Origin of the sequence: Micromonospora sp. NBC_01739 (assembly GCF_035920385.1) — a bacterium.
GTDB lineage: Bacteria > Actinomycetota > Actinomycetes > Mycobacteriales > Micromonosporaceae > Micromonospora.
The window spans coordinates 2653742-2670398 of the sequence record NZ_CP109151.1; the positions used below are offsets into that span (position 1 = coordinate 2653742).

Genomic DNA, 16657 nt, shown 5'->3' on the forward strand with positions numbered 1-16657 from the left:
ACTTCATGTCAAGCACCACTGTCGCGAAGCCTCTGGCGCGGCGCGCATCACGGGGCGGGTCACGGCGTCGCAAGTGGACGACCGAGCAGATTGTCTTCACGACGCTCAACACGACCTTCCTGCTGGCCCTCGCGGCGGTCATGGTCTACCCGCTGCTGAACACGCTCGCCATCTCCCTGAACGACGGCATGGACGCCGTCCGTGGCGGGATCGGCATCTGGCCTCGGGACTTCTCGCTGCAGAACTACAACGTCGTGTTCAACATGCACACGATCTACCAGGCGTTCTTCATGAGCGTCCTGAAGACGGTCGTGGTGGTGGCGACAAACCTGTTCTTCACCTCGATGCTCGCCTACGCGCTCAGCCGCACAGAGTTCATCTTCCGCCGCCCGATCACCGTGATCTTCGTGCTGACGATGTACTTCGACGCCGGGCTGATCCCCAACTACCTGCTCATCAAGGACCTGGGCATGCTGAACACCTTCCAGGCCTACTGGGTGCCGACGATCATCAGCGCGTTCAACCTGATCATCCTGCGCACGTACATCAAGTCGATCCCTGAGGAGATCATCGAGTCGGCACGGATGGACGGTGCGGGCGAGTTCCGTACGTGGTGGCAGATCGTGATGCCGCTGTGCAAGCCCGCGCTGGCCGTGGTGGGTCTGTTCGTGGCGGTGGGCAGCTGGAACGCCTGGCTGGACACCCTGCTCTACGCCTCGGGCAATCCGGCGTTGACCACCTTGCAGTACGAGTTGCAGAAGCTGCTGTCGAGCTCGATGAACGCCGGCGTTAACTCCGTGGCCGCCACGGGCGCCGCGGCCTCTGGCGGGCAGGTCACCACACCGATCGCGCTGCGGTCGGCGATCACCATGGTGGCGGCCGTCCCCATCCTGTTCGTCTACCCGTTCCTGCAGAAGCACTTCGTGTCCGGTCTCATGATCGGCTCCGTGAAGGGCTGATCGCGTCGGCCTCCCGCCCACCGCAGGAGGCCGACCCCGTCCTCAGGACCCGCAACTGCGCACACTGAAAGGCCCCGACCATTCTCCGTTTCAACCCCGCGTCGCGACTGTGGCGCATCCTGGACTCACTCGGCTCCATCATCCTGATCAGCCTGTTCTGGCTCCTGAGCCTCGGCCTTGTCGTGACGGCGGGAGCGGGAACGGTGGTCGCCTACGAGGTGTGCCGCCGGTACGTCCTGGGCAAGGACGGTGGCGTCCGGGCCATTGCTTCGAAGGCCTTGCGGCAGAGCTGGAGGCAGGCGACCGTCGTCGGTCTGCTGGCCGTCCCGGTCGCGGCCGTCGGCATCCTCTCGCTCTCCTACCTGCCCACCCGCGGGCTGGCCGAGGTCTGGGTGCCGCTCATTGTCGTCGGACTTTTCCTCCTGCTCCTGGTCTTCTGGTGCCTCCCCCTCGTAGCCCGCTTCACCAACCCCACCTGGCGCCAGGTGCTCAACGGGCTCACGTTGGGGCTGACGACGCCCAGCCTGACGTTCCTGCTCGGGATCGCCGTGGTCCTCGGGGGCGTCGCCATCTGGAACTTCATGCCCGCGGTGTTCGTGGTGCCCGGCCTGATCCTCCTGTGGTGGTGCTACCTGCTCGAGCGGTTCTTCGTCGCCCGGGGGTACGTGCAAATGGAGCCGAAGGAGGCAGAGGCCTGACGCTCTCCAGCCGTGGACCTGAGTTGTCTCGTGAAGCGGCTCGCGGCGATCTTGTACACAGAACGGTGGGGGTGGACCAGCTTCGGTGGCCTGGGCACCGACGTCTGGGAGGTGTCGAATGTCCAGCAGCGTGCAGTCACGGAACCAGACCTCCTTCATCGTGGCACCGGAGAACTGACTCTGGGACAGGTTGCAACCGGTGAATCGGACGCCGGACAGGCGAGCCCCGGTGAAGTCGGCTCTCGTCATGTCGCATGCAGTGAAGGTGACCGCCGTGAAGGCAGCGAACCGCCACCCCGACAGGTCCAGCCGGGACTCCTCGACCGCCACGTCGGCGACCACTCCGTCGGTCCAGCTAAACCCGGTCATTCGCGGCCGTGCCAGCCGTACGCGGGTCAGGGTCGACTGGCGGGCGTGCAGGTTCGCCAGGGTACTCCGCTCTACCGTGCAATCGACGAAGGTGGCTCGGTCCATGTCCAGGCGGCTGAGGTCGGCGCCCGAGAACCGACATGGCGCGAAGTCGAGCAGTTCCGCACGGCGGCCGCTCACGTCTGCGTCGGTGAAGGCCAGGCCACGGTGGCTGGCCTCCGACCTCACGTCGTCATCGGGCAAAACCGCCGTCTCACGGTTGCACCCAACACGGGCTTGCGGGGCGTACGAGGGGACACCTTTCCTCGGCGGACTCCTCGGATGTCCATGAAGCACACCGTAGCCCTCGCAGAGACGCATCCATCTAGGTCCTCTTGGATGCGACTCGCCTACCACCCACCCTGAGGCAGATCCGTATGTCCGCGGCAGCGGCGAGACCCCCACATCGACAAGCCACCGAACCAGACCTGAACCAACACCAAGAACACGTTCCACATGTGAGTGACGCCATGATCGACACCAAGTTCGTCTACGTTCGGTTGCTCGCCGTCTCGCCTGGCGGCAAGCCCGATTCGGTAAGGTTGCGCGACGGGTGTTACTCAACCCAGCCGTTTCCACGACGTGCGGATCTGCCGATGAGCGGTTGCTCCGTGGTGTGAAGTGAACCGCAGAGGTGGCCCGAGCCTTGGTCGGTGACCTCAGCCCGGGTTCTGTGTCGGACCTCAGTTCAAGGCGATGTAGAGCCGTTGACCGGCAGGTCGGTAGCCGGCGCGCTCGTATATCCGCCACGATTCGTCGCCCGAGGCCTCCAGCCAGGCGATTTCCGCGCCTGCGGTGAACAGCCGCCGGGATGTTTCGGCGGTGATCGCGCCCGCCAGTCCCTGGCGGCGGTAGGGCTTGCGAACGGCGATGCCGGCGACCTCGCTTACCGCGCCGGTGGGCGGGACCGCCCCGCCACCTCCTGCGCAGGTGCCGTCGTCAGTGACGGCCATAACGGCCACGCCTCCGGCATCCTGCTGTCGCCGGAGGCGAGCTACGTCATCCTCGGAGGCCACCGAGTCGCCGCCGAAGGCTTCGTTCTGCACGCTGATCAGCGCGGCCCGCTGAGAATCGGTGCCTGGTTCGTACAGACTGAGGTGGTCGAGCGTGGGTGGTGTCTTCAATGTGTCGGGCGTACAGAGCAGGTAGGTGTGCCGGGCTTCCACGATGAAGCCGGCGGCGGTCAGAAGTGCTTCCAGGCTTGGGGCGCAGCTGGTGACGTACTCCAGGCGGGGTTTGCGATCAGCCGCGTGGAAGGCTGCGACCAGGGCGGTGACATCTGTCGGCGGCCAGTGAAAGATCCCCATAGGCGGCCATTTACCGCCCCGCTGATGGCCAGGGTTCTCCCCGTGGATGGCCAGATATCTCCCCGCTGATCATGACGAGATGCTGGTCGGCGAGGGTCGGCGGCGTGAAATGCGGCAGGGAGATCGTGGAAATCTTGGAGGCGTACGACCTCACGGGTAGTTACCGTGCGGCGGCCGAGCTGGCGGGGTGTGACCATCACACCGTGGCCCGGTATGTGAAGTTGCGGGCCGAGGGGCGCAGCCCTGAGGAGCGGACGCAGCGGGCTCGGCCGATCGACGAGTTCATGGACAAGATCGAGGAGTTGGTGGCCCGTTCGGGTGGCCGGGTCCGTGCCGATGTGGTGCATCGGCGGATCACCGCGATGGGCTTCGCCGGCGGGGAACGCACTACCCGCCGGGCGGTCGCGGCGGTGAAGAAGTCCTGGCAGGTAGGGCAGCGGCGGGTGTTCCGCCCGTGGATCCCCGAGCCCGGTTTGTGGCTGCAGTTCGACTGGGGTGAGGGCCCGCGCATCGGCGGCCGGCGGACCACGTTGTGGTGCGCGTGGCTGCCCTGGTCGAGGTTCCGGGTGGTGATTCCAGTGTTGGACAAGACGCTGCCGACGGTTGTGGCCTGTCTGGACGCCACCCTGCGGCGGTTGGGCGGGGTGCCGGCGTATGTGTTGACCGACAACGAGAAGACGATCACGGTTGAGCACGTCGCGGACATCGCGGTGAGGAATCCGGAGATCGTGCAGGTGGCCCGGCATTACGGGATGACGATCCGCACCTGCGTGCCGGCGGACCCGCAGTCCAAGGGCGGCGCCGAGAACACCGTGAAGATCGCCAAGGCGGACCTGGTCCCCACCACAGCGAACCTGCTCGGCCAGTACCGCACGTTCGCTGAGTTGGAGGCGGCCTGCCGTGACTTCACCGACGAGGTCAACGCCCGCCTGCACCGCGACACCCGCCGTCGTCCGGCCGAAGCCCTGCTGGAGGAACGCGATCGGCTGCACCCGCTGCCGGCGCAGCCGTTCACCGTCGCGTTCGGCACGACCCGCCGGGTGAACTGGGACTGCACCATCTCCGTCGACGGGGTCCGCTACTCGGTCCCGCACCATCTGGTCGACACCCGGGTCTGGGCCCGGTTCCACGGCGACGAACTCATCGTCACCGCCGTCGGCAAGGACGGGCCGGCCGAGGTCGCCCGCCACCAGCGGGCCCAGCCCGGCCGCCCGTCAATCCGAGATGAGCACTACCCGCCCCGATCACGCCAGTCCGACACCGCTGAGCGGGTGCCCCGGGCCCGCACCGCCGACGAGGCCGCGTTCCTCGCCCTCGGCCCCGGCGCCGCCGCCTGGCTGGTCGAAGCCGCAGCCGCCGGCATCCGCGGAGTCCGCCGCAAGATGGCCGAAGCCGTCGCCCTGGCCAAGCTGCACGGCGTTGACCACGTCGACCGGGCCCTCGGCACCGCCGCGTTGGCGGGCCGATTCGCCGACAACGACCTGATCCGCATCCTCGCCCACCAACGCGACGACGACACCCCACCCACTCGGGCCAGCGAAACCCACAGCCTGCAACCAGGCACCTCCGCCTGGTCAACCTTCGGCACGACTGGAGAACAGTGACCATCACCCCGTTGCGGGTCACCGGCGCGGCCGGTGACCCGCTGACCGAAGCGATCGAGCTCACCCGCCGGCTGAAACTGCCGCACCTGCGCCGGGCCATGGCCGACCTCATCCCCACCGCGAAAGCGCAACGCTGGGACCCAGCAGAAGTCGTGCGCGTGCTCCTCGCCGAAGAGGCAGCCGGCCGGGACCAGGCCAACCTGCGCACCCGCCGCAAACGCGCCGCCTTCCCCGCCGGCAAGACCTTCGGCGACTGGGACGAACAAGCCTCCTCCATCCCGAGGCCGACCCAGGACGCGCTACGCAGCCTGGAATGGGTGCAACGCAAGGAAAACCTATCCATCTGCGGCCCGTCAGGCACCGGCAAGAGCCACTTCTGCGAAGCCCTCGGCCAAGCCGCCGTCGAGGCCGGCATGACCGTCGCCTGGTTCACCATCGAAGACCTCGGCGTCATGGTCCGCCGGCACCGCCCCGACGACTCCGTCGCCCGAGCGATGACCAGACTGATCCGCACCGACCTGATCATCATCGACGACATCGGCCTGCTACCGGTCTCACCCGACGCCGCCGAAGGCTTCTACCGCCTCGTCGACGCCGCCTACGAACGACGCAGCCTCGCGGTCAGCTCGAACCTGCACCCCTCCGGCTTCGACGAGATCATGCCCAAGACCCTGGCCACCGCCACCGTCGACCGGCTCCTGCACCACGCCCACGTCGTCGTGACCCAGGGTGACAGCTACCGGTTCAACCAAGCCACCGCCGGACAAGGCGTCAAAGCCCTGCACTAACCCAGCACCACCCCACGGCGGGGAACTACCTGGCCGCCACCGGGGAAAAACCATGGCCGCCAGCGGGGAAAACTACTGGCCGCCTACGGGGAAATCTGATTGGCCGTTGACAGACATCGGCCGCGGTGATGGCAGTACCGGGACGCGGCGTCGCGTAGTTGATGTAGGGACTGGTCGTTGTCGGATCCATCCCGATCACGAACGGCCCCACCTCTACGGGCGCGGGTCGGTTGGACAGGTTGGCGGCGACGGACTGCTGAATGCGAACATCCATGATCAACGTGAACCTCGATGCATGAGAGAAGCTGCGGTGCGCGGAAAGAAGCGTTGGACCGCTGAACCGTGATAGAGCCGCGCGACGATCATTCGCCGCGTGGTCGACACTCAGGCGGCCGCTCGGCCTACCCGGATCACAGGCGTCATTCCCTCATGCAGAGTGCCCACGCCGATCGCGTGGTCGGCTGCAAGGTTGCCGCAGCCGGCTTGAGCTTGTCAACCCTTGATCACTGCCGCAGCCGCACATGCCGCCGACCAGGTGCGTTGGCGCCGGAGGGCCTTCACCCCGGGTCGCTTCGAGCGGAGGACGTCGGAGCAGCTACCCGCCAGATGCAGCTTTGAGGATCGGATCTGCTGCACTCTCGTGGACAGAGCGCCGCTACCTCCCGGCGATGGGGTAGCCGATCGCCGGGAAATCGCCGTCGGCGGTGAACACGACCGTCCACTCGTCACCGCTGCCGTTGCTCATCAGCGCCGCCTCGTCGTCGCCCCACGCCGTGGTGTAGTCGTAGTAGGGCTCCCCGCCGTCGATGATGCGTTCCAGGACAGCCAACGCCTTGCAGCGCTGCCGCAGAAGGTCGATGCCGGGCAGTCTGGCGGCCACGTCATACACGGTCACCGCACGAACCTACGTGGCGCAGCCAGCGCCTCGATGCCCACTCGGCCCGATGTTCTTGGCACGTTGCTCGCGGCGCATACGCACATACCGCTGACCGCTGACCGCTGACCTCTACCTCGGCAAGGGGTCCCACCACCGCGTACCACCATGCTGTAGTCCTGGCGGTAGCGCCGTTTCCACCTCTCCTCCCGCATGCCCGGCCACCGCTCGCATGCATCAACCGGCACCGGCGATCGCAGCCCAGGTCCGTCAAATCCGCGACCTGGGCGACGCTGTCCGGGCGACGCGAACCTCACCACCCATCCCGCCTCACACACGCATTCCGCCTCCGACGGCAGAATCCGCCACCCGATCTCCATGCGCCACGCCACTCAGCCGGTCAGCACGACGGGCACGGCACGGCCGTCGCATGGGGCTCCACCATTCCGCGCCTCCAGACCCGCCACGTACGTCGCCCCACCTGCGCCCTGGTCAGCCGGATCCCGGCTCGACGCCGACACCTTCGGCCAGCACATCCCTCCCCGAAATGCCGCCAACTATCAGGCGCTGGCTGACACACGACGCTCCCGCCGGTCGTGCACCCGCAGCCAGGGCCAGCCCCGAGCACATCGACCTTCACCGAAAGGCAACTCGCCATGGAAACGCGTCATCAGCTCCACGTCCGTATCGACCAGACCCCATCAACACGTACGACCACCTCGTCAACGTCCTCCTCACCCGAGCCCTGCTTCAGCTCACGCGACATCACGCAATCGGCAGGCAGACCTGCCCCTCACCCCTTGGCCACCATCGAGGGACAGACCATGAAGGCCCGCCCGCACAGGCCACAGAGCCTCCCGACCACAGCCGTCAGGGGTCGGCTTGACGCCGCGGGAAAGCAGCGGGTGGATAGACGTCCACACCAGACATCTGACGCCACCGCCCACCAGGGCCGCAGCGTCACCAGCCCATGGCCGCAGCCAGGCTGCAACCCCGAAAGGACAGCCGTTTCATGCCCGCCCCACCCCCAACCCACCCCGCCGAACGCCGCCGCTCAGCGGCCGTCTGCCGGCTGATGCTCGATCGCCTCACCGACGCCGAGGCCTCCGACCTGCTCACCGGACTGCTCGGGCCGACATGGCCGAGGCGGGAGGCCGGGGCCGCCGCCGAGCTGGTCCGCCTGGCCGGGGCCGGAGACCCGCTGGCGGACGTCCGGGCCGTCTTCTCCTGGTCGGATCAGACCCTGCCGAGGCCCGTGGCGCGCGCCTTCCGACTGCTCGGTGTGCTGCCCGCAGCGGAGGTCGACGCGGACGCTGTCGCGTCCCTGGCGGACGTGACCGTCGGCGCGGCGAGCCAGCACGTCGATACGCTTGCCCGAGGTCGTCGAGGGTCTCGAGACGTGACGACAGCTGATCCACCCGACCGCTGTCACGGTCGGCGCTGGAGCAGGCGATCCCGGTCAGCCGCTTCGCGTCCCGCCTCGTGGTCGCGGCAGGTCGGACCGCTGGGCTGTGGGCGACCGGCCGGCACTGGGCACGGCCGGGCGCCCGGCCCACGTCACCTGGCCGAGGCCGCCTTCCGCTGCCACATCAGCTGGATCTTCGACTCCATGAACACGGCCAGCTCCGGCCGTCGCTCCTCGACGAAGAAGTGCCCGCCGTCGAACTCGGTGGTCTCCACGGGGTGCTCGGTGTACCGCTGCCACTCGTGGGTGATGACCTTGTCGTCACGGCCCTTCATCACCGCGATCGGGCACCGCAACTGTTCGACAGCCACGTCCTGGTAGCCGCCCAGCAACCTAAGGTCGCCCCCGATGATCGGCGCGAAGTAGTTCATGAAGTCCGCGTCGGCCAGGTTCTCCTCGCTGAGCCCGCCGTAGTCGCGCAGCACCTTCTTGATGCCCTCCGGAGTGTCCAGATCGGATACTGCCGTAAACCCCCGGCCGCACGGCGCGGCCGACCCGGAGGTGAAGAACATCAGCGGGGGGTTGTCCAGGCGTTGCTGGCAGAGCTTGGCGACCTCGTAGCCGACGATGCTGCCCATGCTGTGTCCCCAGATGGCGTACGTCCCACGGAAGGAGTCCACCAGCTCGGTGAAGATGTCCCGGGCGAGCAGGGGCAACGACGCCGGCATCGGGGTGTTGGTCCGCTGTTCCCGCAGCGGGTACTGGACCACCCGGACGTCGATGCCGTCGCTGAACGCCAACTTCCACTTGCTGTAGTACAACGTCCCCGAACCCGCGTGCGGGAAGCACACGAGCGGGAGCTTCTCCACGATGCTCACTGGCACCCTTTCCCGTCCTGCTGTCAAGCCGTCGACCAGAGCACTCGGATCGCCACGGACGACGACACGGCCACGTCCACAGCACCGCGTGGCCGCGTCGCCGACCGATACGGTCATGCCCTTTCCAGGAACCTCGAGGCACCGAAGAACCCGACCACCGTCCACGCGCCGAGCATGATGTAGCTGATCGGCTCTGCTTCGAACGTCGTGTGCGCCAACGACGCCCTCATCACTTCCGCCATGTGGTAGATCGGCAACACCTCGTGCACGGCCTGGACCCAGCCGGGCAACCGTTCGATGGGGAAGTTGATCGGCGAGAACATCAGTGAGATGAACGCGATCAGCTGCGACAGGGCCATGGCGGGCTCGGCCGCCATGACGAACGAGTAGCCGTACCCGATGGCGAAGCAGGACAGCACCATGAGCACGAAGCCCGGGAGGATCGTCCACGAGATCGCGTAGCCGGGCTCAAAGATCAGGTGCGCGACGAAGACCGAGATGGCGATGGCCGGGACGGTGACCAGGGCCCAGATGCCGACATCGGCGATCAGGAACAGCTTGCGGTCGACCGGTAGCGCCTTGACGAAGTCGAGGTAGCCGGTCATCTTCGCGCCCGCGTTCTGCATCGGCACGGTGACCAGAGCCGTCATGATCAGCACGATCGTCGGCGCGCCGGTCGCGAGGTACAGCATGCCGCCGCCATCCGGCGCGGGCATCAGGTACGAAAAGCCGATCGCCACGCCGAGGGCGATCACGATCATGATGACCGAGAAGACGACCAGGTAGCTGCCCTGCTTCCGGGCTTGGAGCTCGATCACATACTTGAGTTTGCTACCGGTGGACACCTTCGACCGCTCCCTTGTTGCCGACGAGTTCGATGTACATGTCTTCGAGGGTGATCTCCGTGAGGGAGTACTCCGTCAGCAGACCGCCATCACGCTGCTCGGCGGCCCACTTGAGGGCCTCGGCGGCGAGTTCGCGCTCGAAGGTGAGGGTCAGTTTCGCGTCCGCGACCTTCAGGCTCTCGCCCCAGGCGGGCCTGACGAATCGGTCCTCGGGCGCCGTGGCGACGGCTTCCAGCTTCATCCGGTTGCCGGCCGTCTCGCCCTTGATCTGTCGGACGTCGCCCTGCGTGATCACCTTGCCCTCGTTGAGGATGGCCATGGTGTCGACGGCGCTCTCGGCCTCCCGGATGCTGTGCGTGACCACCACGACGGCCGTGCCGTCCTTGGTCAGGTCGCGGATCGCGCTCCACAGGAAGCGCCGCCGGACCGGGTCGACGTCGTTCGTCGGCTCGTCCAGGATCACCACGCGACCGGGCGCGACGGCGGCCATACAGAACCCGGTGAGGCGTAGGATCCCGCCGGAGAGCTTGTTGCCCGGCGCGTCCGCCCACTGCATGATGTCGAGCCGCTCGAACAGCTCGGTCGTGCGCCGGTCCACCTCCTCGGCGCTGATCCCGCGGAGCTTGCCCATCACCCGGGTGACCGCACGGGGCGTCAGCTCACCCAGCGGGGTCTTGGACTGGGGCTGCACCGAGCACAGGTAGCGCCCCAGGTTCCGGTTCTTCGTGATGTCCTTGCCGTCGATCACGATCGAGCCCGCGTCGGGCTTCAACAACCCGAGCAGCTGGTTCACGATCGTCGTCTTGCCCGCGCCGTTGTGGCCGAACAGGCCGAACACCTCGCCCCCGTCGACGCGCAGGCTCACGTCGTCGTTGGCCACCGTCCGACGACCCCTTGACTTATACGTTTTCGTGACGTGGTCCAGTTCGATTACAGCCATTATCACCCTCCTTCGGCAATCACAAACCATAGCTGGCGGAAACGCGGCCAGTCAGATACTCGACCTCGTCATCCAGAATTCGGACCAGCTCATGCGGGTCCTCGACCCATTTGCTCAGAAGGAGCAGATCCAGGCGTCCGTTGCCGACCTTCGAGACACAGTAGCAGTCGGCATAGTCCAGTTTGGACTGATCGTCGGTCAACTGCGCGAGCGTCATGTCCCAAATTGCATCGTATTCGTCCTCGACATTTCCGACAAAATTCAGCAAGCACGTCGGTCGGAGTGTCTTGCCCATCACGGACAGTACTTTCCGGTGTTTGACAATCGACCGTACGTTTTGCACCAGGTTCAGGAAACTGACGTTGTTCTTGTTCATCATGCGGACCTTGTCGGTAATGATCCCGTCGAGGTCACCCATCGTGTCGCGCTCCGCCGGCACCAGCACGGGGAGGCTGCCGAGGACCATGCCCATCACCTCGGAGTAGTCCTTGTCCTCGAACACGCGCGACTGGAGGAGCGTGATCAGCGCCACCTTGTCGATGCCGAGCAGACGGCCGACGACGCGGGCGTAGAGGTGCACGACCAGGTAGAACAGGTCCGGCTCGGTGCCGTCGGCGGCCCGAAGCCGGTCCAGGTCGACCGAGTAGCGGACGTCCCGGATCTGGCTGTCCGCGAACCGGGCAGATTTCTCCTGGATGGTCTTCGCGTACCGGACGTACTCCACCAGGTCGAACTTGTCGATCAACTCGTCCGAGGTGATGTCGACCGGGCCCTTGGCGATCTGGTCCTGCAGGTGCCGGTAGCTCTTGGCGATCGGCATCGCCCGACTCGTGCCGGCCATCAGCTCCTCGTAGCGCTTGAGGAGATCGCCCCGGAACAACTGGCCGGACGCCGCATCGAAGATCGAGTGGTCGAACTGGAAGAGCAGGTCGTGCGAGCGGTCGTTGTACGTGATCAGGACGACCTGGTACATCGGCTTGTCGACGACCTTGAAGTCCATGCTCCACTCGCGCTTGACCAACTCCGCCCGCAGCTCCTCCTGCTCGTGCGGCTCCAGGCCGGACATGTCCAGGCGCGGCAGCGCGATGACCTCGGGAGCCTCGAACTCCTTCCACCGGAACCGCCCGAACGACCGGACCAGGAAGCTGCGCATGAGCCCGTGTCGCCCGATCACGTCGCACAGCGCCTGCTGGAGCACGTCGAGGTCGACGAGCTCGCGGAGCTGGATCAGGTAGAGCTGGAGGCGCGATTCGGTGGCGAAGTGCTGCTTCTGCATCGCACTGATCGGGTACGTCCACTTCACCGGCTGGGCGCCGATGGACCTGCGCAGCTCCTCCTGCCGGCGGTCGATCTCGTCGAAGACCGCGGCATAGCCGCCCGGGTAGGACGGTAGGCCCGCGCTCGCCTTGAGCGCCTCGAAGTCCCAGCCCATGCCGATGTCCTCCGGGCCGCCCCGAACCACGTAGTGCGGCAGGAATTCGGTCGGCACCCGGAGCTCGGTGAACTCCCGGACCACTCGCTTCTTCAGCGTGTCGTCCAGGCCCGCCACGGCTAGCACGACGAGCGTGTCCTCGTCACGTCCCGACTTGACCTCACGGAAGGCACACGGCGCGCCGAGGCGTTGTTCCAGCAGCACGGCGAGGCTGTCGAAGGACATGTCCTCCGATCCGCCACGCCTGATCGTCCGCTCGATGAAGGCGGCGAGCCCGGCGATCGTCGGGTGGTTGTAGACCTCCTTGGCGAGGACCTTGTAGCCGTTCCTGTCCAGGGCGTTGGTGAACTGCACCAGCTTCACCGAGTCGAGGCCGATGTCGAAGATGTCCGCGCGGCCGTCGATCTCGCTGAAGCCGAGCAGCGTCCGGATCTCACGCTCGATCACCGCCGCGATCGCCTGCCGCTCGTCGGCACCGCCGGGCTCCACCTCGACATCGACCAGCTTGGCCGCCGCCTGCGTCCGGAGAAGGTCCACGCCGTGGTACGCCGTGCGGATACCGCCGTCGCGCATCCTGGGCAACAGGTCCAGGACCGAACCATCGGCCTCCCGCAGGTCGGCGAACGAGTAGAGCCGCGTGACGCCCGCTTCGGCAGCGCCGCGCTCGTTGTCGGCGAACCAGGTGGTGACGTGCCGGTCCCACCCGTCCCGGTGCAGACCCGGCCGGGACAGGACGTAGCACGGGATCCGCCGCTCCCGGCCCACCTCGGTCAGCAGGCCGAGGAGTCGACGCTGGTCGAGACCGTCGGTGGCGCCGTCCCGGCTCGGCGTGTCCCACAGCACGACCTCGTCGACGGCGGGCAGGGCACGCAACCCGGTCGACAGCGTGCCGGCCAGCTCCTCCCACGTGGACCCGGTGACCACGGGACGCACGGTGATGCGCTCGTCCACCACGCCGACCCGGGTTCCCGCGGAGTCCGAGCCGAGGTCGAACGGCAGGATCTCGACGGTACGGGCAGGGTTCGCCCCCGCGAGGTCGCGCACCATGTCCTCGATGTCGCGACGACGACCGAGGACCGCCGTCCTCACCGCCCGCCCGGCCGCCGCGACGGCGCCGTCCAGCGGGACCATCCGGGGCACGAATCGCCGACCCCGCTCGTAGCTGACCGCGACGTCGTCGGGCCGGTGCGCCTCCAGCTCGGTCTGGAGGTGTTCGCGCCATGCTGCCCGGCCGGCACGGCCATCGAGGGAGGAGTCGCACCGGACGGCCCGGACCCGGAACGTCGGGTGCTCGTGGTTGATGCCGATGAGCAGTGGCACGACGTCGCCGTGAGCGCCCAGGAGGTCACCGGTGTCCAGCACCACGACGTCCTTCACACACCGTTCCCGCATCCCGGGGATGGCCGCGCAGAGTCCCCGCAGGGTGGTCACCAGCGACGGGCGGTCGGTGCGGTTCACCACGACCGTGTCACCGGCCAGGGCGTGCCGTTCCAGGTCGTCCAGCAGCCGCTTGAGGTCGTCGTCGTGGCCGGGGCGGACCACCGCACCGGATTGCCCTTCGAACCGGTACTGCGCACCGAACGAAACATATAGCGTCCGCCAGTGCGCGACCTCGTCCAGCACGCGCTTGAGCCCACGACGGTCGTCGGTCAGGACGATCAGGACCTTCGGCTGCTCCTTCCCGGTCGAGGACGGGCGCATGGACGGCGCCCAGGCCAGCCGCGACGCGGGTACCGGCCCGGTCGTGGCGACGGCGCCGGTGACAGCCTGCCGGGCCGGCGCGACGGTCGCGACGCGCGGGCCGCCGTCGGTCTGGCCCTCGACCAGCTGCTGGAAGTGTTCGATGTCGACCGGATACTCGACCTTTTCGAACGGATACAGCGGCAACGTCACCTTGCGCGGCAGACGGCCCTTGTGGAACGCCTTCCAGTCCAGCGAGACGCCGTTCTCCCAGAGCTTTTTGACCGCACGGGCCAGGTGCTCGCCGTCCTCGATCTCCTCCATCCGGTGCCGCAGCATGTTCACCGTGGTGACCGCGGCGTCGCGGGCGATGGCGCGCACCAACGACGACAGCGACTTGCCCGGTCCGACCTCGACGAACAGGGTGCCGCCGCGCTCCAGGATCGCCTCGACGCCGGGGGCGAACCGGACCGTCTCGCGGGCGTGCGAGCAGTAGTAGTCGCGGTCGGTGGCCTGTGCCGCCGTGATCCACGTACCGGTCACGTTCGACAGGTACGGGATCTTCGGCTGGTGCAGGGTCACCTGGTCCATCACCGCACGGAACCGGCCGAGCATGGAGTCCATGTACTGCGAGTGGTAGGCGTGGTCGGCCTCGATGTGCGAGAACTTGATTTCCCGCTCCGCGCACTGCCGTTCGATCTCGGCGACGGCCCCCGGGGTACCGGAGACGGTGCAGTCCTCGGGGCCGTTCACCGCGGCGATGGCCAACTCGTCGGTCAGCATGCCCCGGACGACGTCCTCCGGCGCCCGCACCGAGGTCAACGCCCCGTCGGCCGTCGTGTCCATCAGGCTGCCCCGGGCCTGGACGAGGCGGATGCCGTCCGCCAGCGAGAACACGCCGGCCACATACGCCGCCGCCAGCTCCCCGGTGCTGTGCCCGATCATCCCCTTCGGCTTGAGACCCCACCCGATGAGCGTCCGGGCCATCGACGTCTCCAGCATGAACAGCAGGATCTGGGTGGTCCCGATGTTGTTCAGCTGCTTCTCCGCCGCCGCGGAGTCGCCAAAAAAGACCTCGCGGGGCACCTCGTGGCCCAGGTCCGCGCTGATCGTGAAGCACTCGTCCAGGTACGCCCGGAAGTCGGATTCCGTCTCGTAGAGGCCGCGGGCCATGCGCAGGTGCTGCGCGCCGAGACCGCTGAAGAGGAAGTAGACGTCGCGACGCGCGTTCTTGTGGACCTGCGCGGATGGTTCGTCGGCGTCCAGTGACTCCTGGAGCCGCTCGCGCAACTGCTCGACGTCACCGAACTCCACGGCGTACCGGTGTGCGAGGCGGCGTTGGCGGTTCTGGAGTGTCCACGCCAGGTCCGAGCCGTCGAGGTCCGGGTGCGCGGCCAGGTAGTCGACGAAGTTCCGCTTGATCCGCCCGATGGCGTCCGCGGACGTCGCCGAGACGACGAACGTGTTGTACGTCCGGCCCTTGGACGGCGCCGGCCTCGCCTCGGGCGCTTCCTCCAGCACCACGTGTGCGTTGGTGCCGCCGATGCCGAACGAGCTGACGCCGGCGCGCAGCGGCAGCACCTCGCCGGCCTTCGACAGTTTCGGCCGCAGTTCCTGCTGCTCCGCGACGACGTAGAACGGGCTGCCCTCAAGGTCGACGTTCGGGTTCAGCTCCTGGAAGTGCAGGCTGCGCGGCACGGTCCGGTGTTGCAGGATCTTGCACGCCTTGATCAGGGAGGCGACGCCGGCGCCCGTGTCGAGGTGGCCGATGCTCGCCTTGAGCGAGCCGATCCCGGTCGTGTCCGGCTCAGCCGCGCCGAACGCCTTACGCAGCGCCTCGATCTCGATCGGGTCGCCGAGCGAGGTGCCGGTGCCGTGTGTCTCGACGTAGGACACCTCGGCGGGGGGGACGTTGGCGACGCGGTAGGCCTTGCGGATGACCTCGGCCTGTCCCTCGATGCTCGGCGCGGTGTAGCCGACCTTGCGGTTACCGTCGTTGTTGACCGCCGAGCCTTTGATCACCGCGTAGACGTGGTCGCCGTCGCGCAGAGCGGTCTCCAGCCGTTTGAGCACCACGATGCCGACGCCGTTGCCCTCGACGGTGCCGGCCGCGTCCTTGTCGAACGGCCGGCAGTGGCCGTCCGGCGAGTGGATCATGTTCTCCTGGTAGCGGTACCCGTTCTTGTGCGGAAGCGTCAGCCCGCTCCCGCCCGCGAGCGCGATCTGGCACGACCCGGTCCACAGGTTACGGCACGCCATGTCGATGGCGACCAACGAGGTCGAGCACGCCGTGTGCAGGGTGAAGGCGGGGCCCTTCAGGTCCAGGGCGTACGCGATCCGGGTGGCGGCGAAGTCCTTGTCGTTGAGCTGCATGCCGGTGAACGTCATCCCGGATTCCAGGATGTGCCGGGTCAGGGTGTGCGTCTCCCAGGGGAGATTGTTCGTCGCACCGAGGAACAGGCCGATGGCCTCGGGCCGCCCCTCCGCCGAGTAGCCCGCGTCCTCCAGGGCGTGGAAGACCTCCTCGTGCAGGGCGCGGACCTGAGGATCCAGCAGGGTGGCGTCGGCCGGGGCGTAGTTGAAGAACTCCGCGTCGAAGTACTCGATGTTCGGGAACACACCCTTGGCCCGGACATACCTCTCGTCGTCGAGCGCCGTCTTGGCCACACCCACCCCGAGCAGTTCGTCGTCGGTGAAGCGGGAGATGGCGTCGACGCCCTCGACCAGGTTGGCCCAGAACTGGTCGATGTCCTCGGCCTGCGGGAACCGGCCGGCCATGCCGACGACGGCGATCTCCAGCCCGGTCTCGCGGCGCTTGGTGGCCCTGCTCTCCGGCATG

General features: G+C 67.4%; 10 protein-coding genes and 1 pseudogene. 4 read left to right on the top strand and 7 right to left on the bottom strand.

Annotated elements, in window-relative coordinates; translation table 11 throughout:
- Window positions 1-5: 5 nt before the first annotated feature.
- Window positions 6-959, top strand: a complete 954-nt coding sequence (locus tag OIE53_RS11730; protein WP_327026638.1) for a carbohydrate ABC transporter permease — start codon at window positions 6-8, stop codon at window positions 957-959.
- A 203-nt stretch (window positions 960-1162) separates the two neighbouring features.
- Window positions 1163-1657 (top strand): hypothetical protein, encoded by a 495-nt coding sequence (locus tag OIE53_RS11735; protein WP_393339540.1) that lies wholly within the window; start codon window positions 1163-1165, stop codon window positions 1655-1657.
- Window positions 1658-1795: 138 nt separating this feature from the next.
- On the opposite strand, the pseudogene OIE53_RS28460 reads toward OIE53_RS11735, so the two are convergent.
- Both OIE53_RS28460 and OIE53_RS11740 read right to left on the bottom strand, forming a co-directional pair.
- Window positions 1796-2386, bottom strand: a pseudogene (locus OIE53_RS28460) (pentapeptide repeat-containing protein); the annotation flags it as partial.
- 362 nt (window positions 2387-2748) lie between these two features.
- Entirely contained in the window at window positions 2749-3372 is a 624-nt protein-coding gene (locus OIE53_RS11740) for a GNAT family N-acetyltransferase (protein WP_327026639.1), read from the bottom strand.
- Window positions 3373-3476: 104 nt separating this feature from the next.
- Between OIE53_RS11740 and istA the strand changes: the two genes are divergently transcribed.
- On the top strand, window positions 3477-4976 hold the full coding sequence (istA, locus tag OIE53_RS11745) for an IS21 family transposase (protein ID WP_327026374.1): 1500 nt from the start codon (window positions 3477-3479) through the stop codon (window positions 4974-4976).
- Window positions 4973-5764, top strand: coding sequence for an IS21-like element helper ATPase IstB (gene istB, locus OIE53_RS11750; protein ID WP_327026375.1), 792 nt, complete (start codon window positions 4973-4975; stop codon window positions 5762-5764). Before istA ends, istB begins: the two co-directional genes overlap by 4 nt.
- Before the next feature lie 655 nt (window positions 5765-6419).
- Here istB and OIE53_RS11755 read toward each other — a convergent pair.
- The 5 genes from OIE53_RS11755 to OIE53_RS11775 all read right to left on the bottom strand — a co-directional run bounded on the left by OIE53_RS11755 (window position 6420) and on the right by OIE53_RS11775 (window position 16656).
- Window positions 6420-6659, bottom strand: a complete 240-nt coding sequence (locus OIE53_RS11755) for a hypothetical protein (protein ID WP_327026640.1) — start codon at window positions 6657-6659, stop codon at window positions 6420-6422.
- Window positions 6660-8195: 1536 nt separating this feature from the next.
- Window positions 8196-8927 carry a thioesterase II family protein gene (locus tag OIE53_RS11760; RefSeq protein WP_327026641.1) on the bottom strand — a complete coding sequence of 244 codons (732 nt, stop codon included), beginning with the start codon at window positions 8925-8927 and terminating at the stop codon, window positions 8196-8198.
- 107 nt (window positions 8928-9034) lie between these two features.
- The gene (locus tag OIE53_RS11765; RefSeq protein WP_327026642.1) at window positions 9035-9766 is read right to left on the bottom strand and encodes an ABC transporter permease; all 732 of its coding nucleotides are present in this window, start codon (window positions 9764-9766) and stop codon (window positions 9035-9037) included.
- On the bottom strand, window positions 9753-10646 hold the full coding sequence (locus tag OIE53_RS11770; protein WP_327026643.1) for an ABC transporter ATP-binding protein: 894 nt from the start codon (window positions 10644-10646) through the stop codon (window positions 9753-9755). Before OIE53_RS11770 ends, OIE53_RS11765 begins: the two co-directional genes overlap by 14 nt.
- A 79-nt stretch (window positions 10647-10725) precedes the next feature.
- Window positions 10726-16656, bottom strand: coding sequence for a polyketide synthase (locus OIE53_RS11775; RefSeq protein ID WP_327026644.1), 5931 nt, complete (start codon window positions 16654-16656; stop codon window positions 10726-10728).
- Window position 16657: the final 1 nt, after the last annotated feature.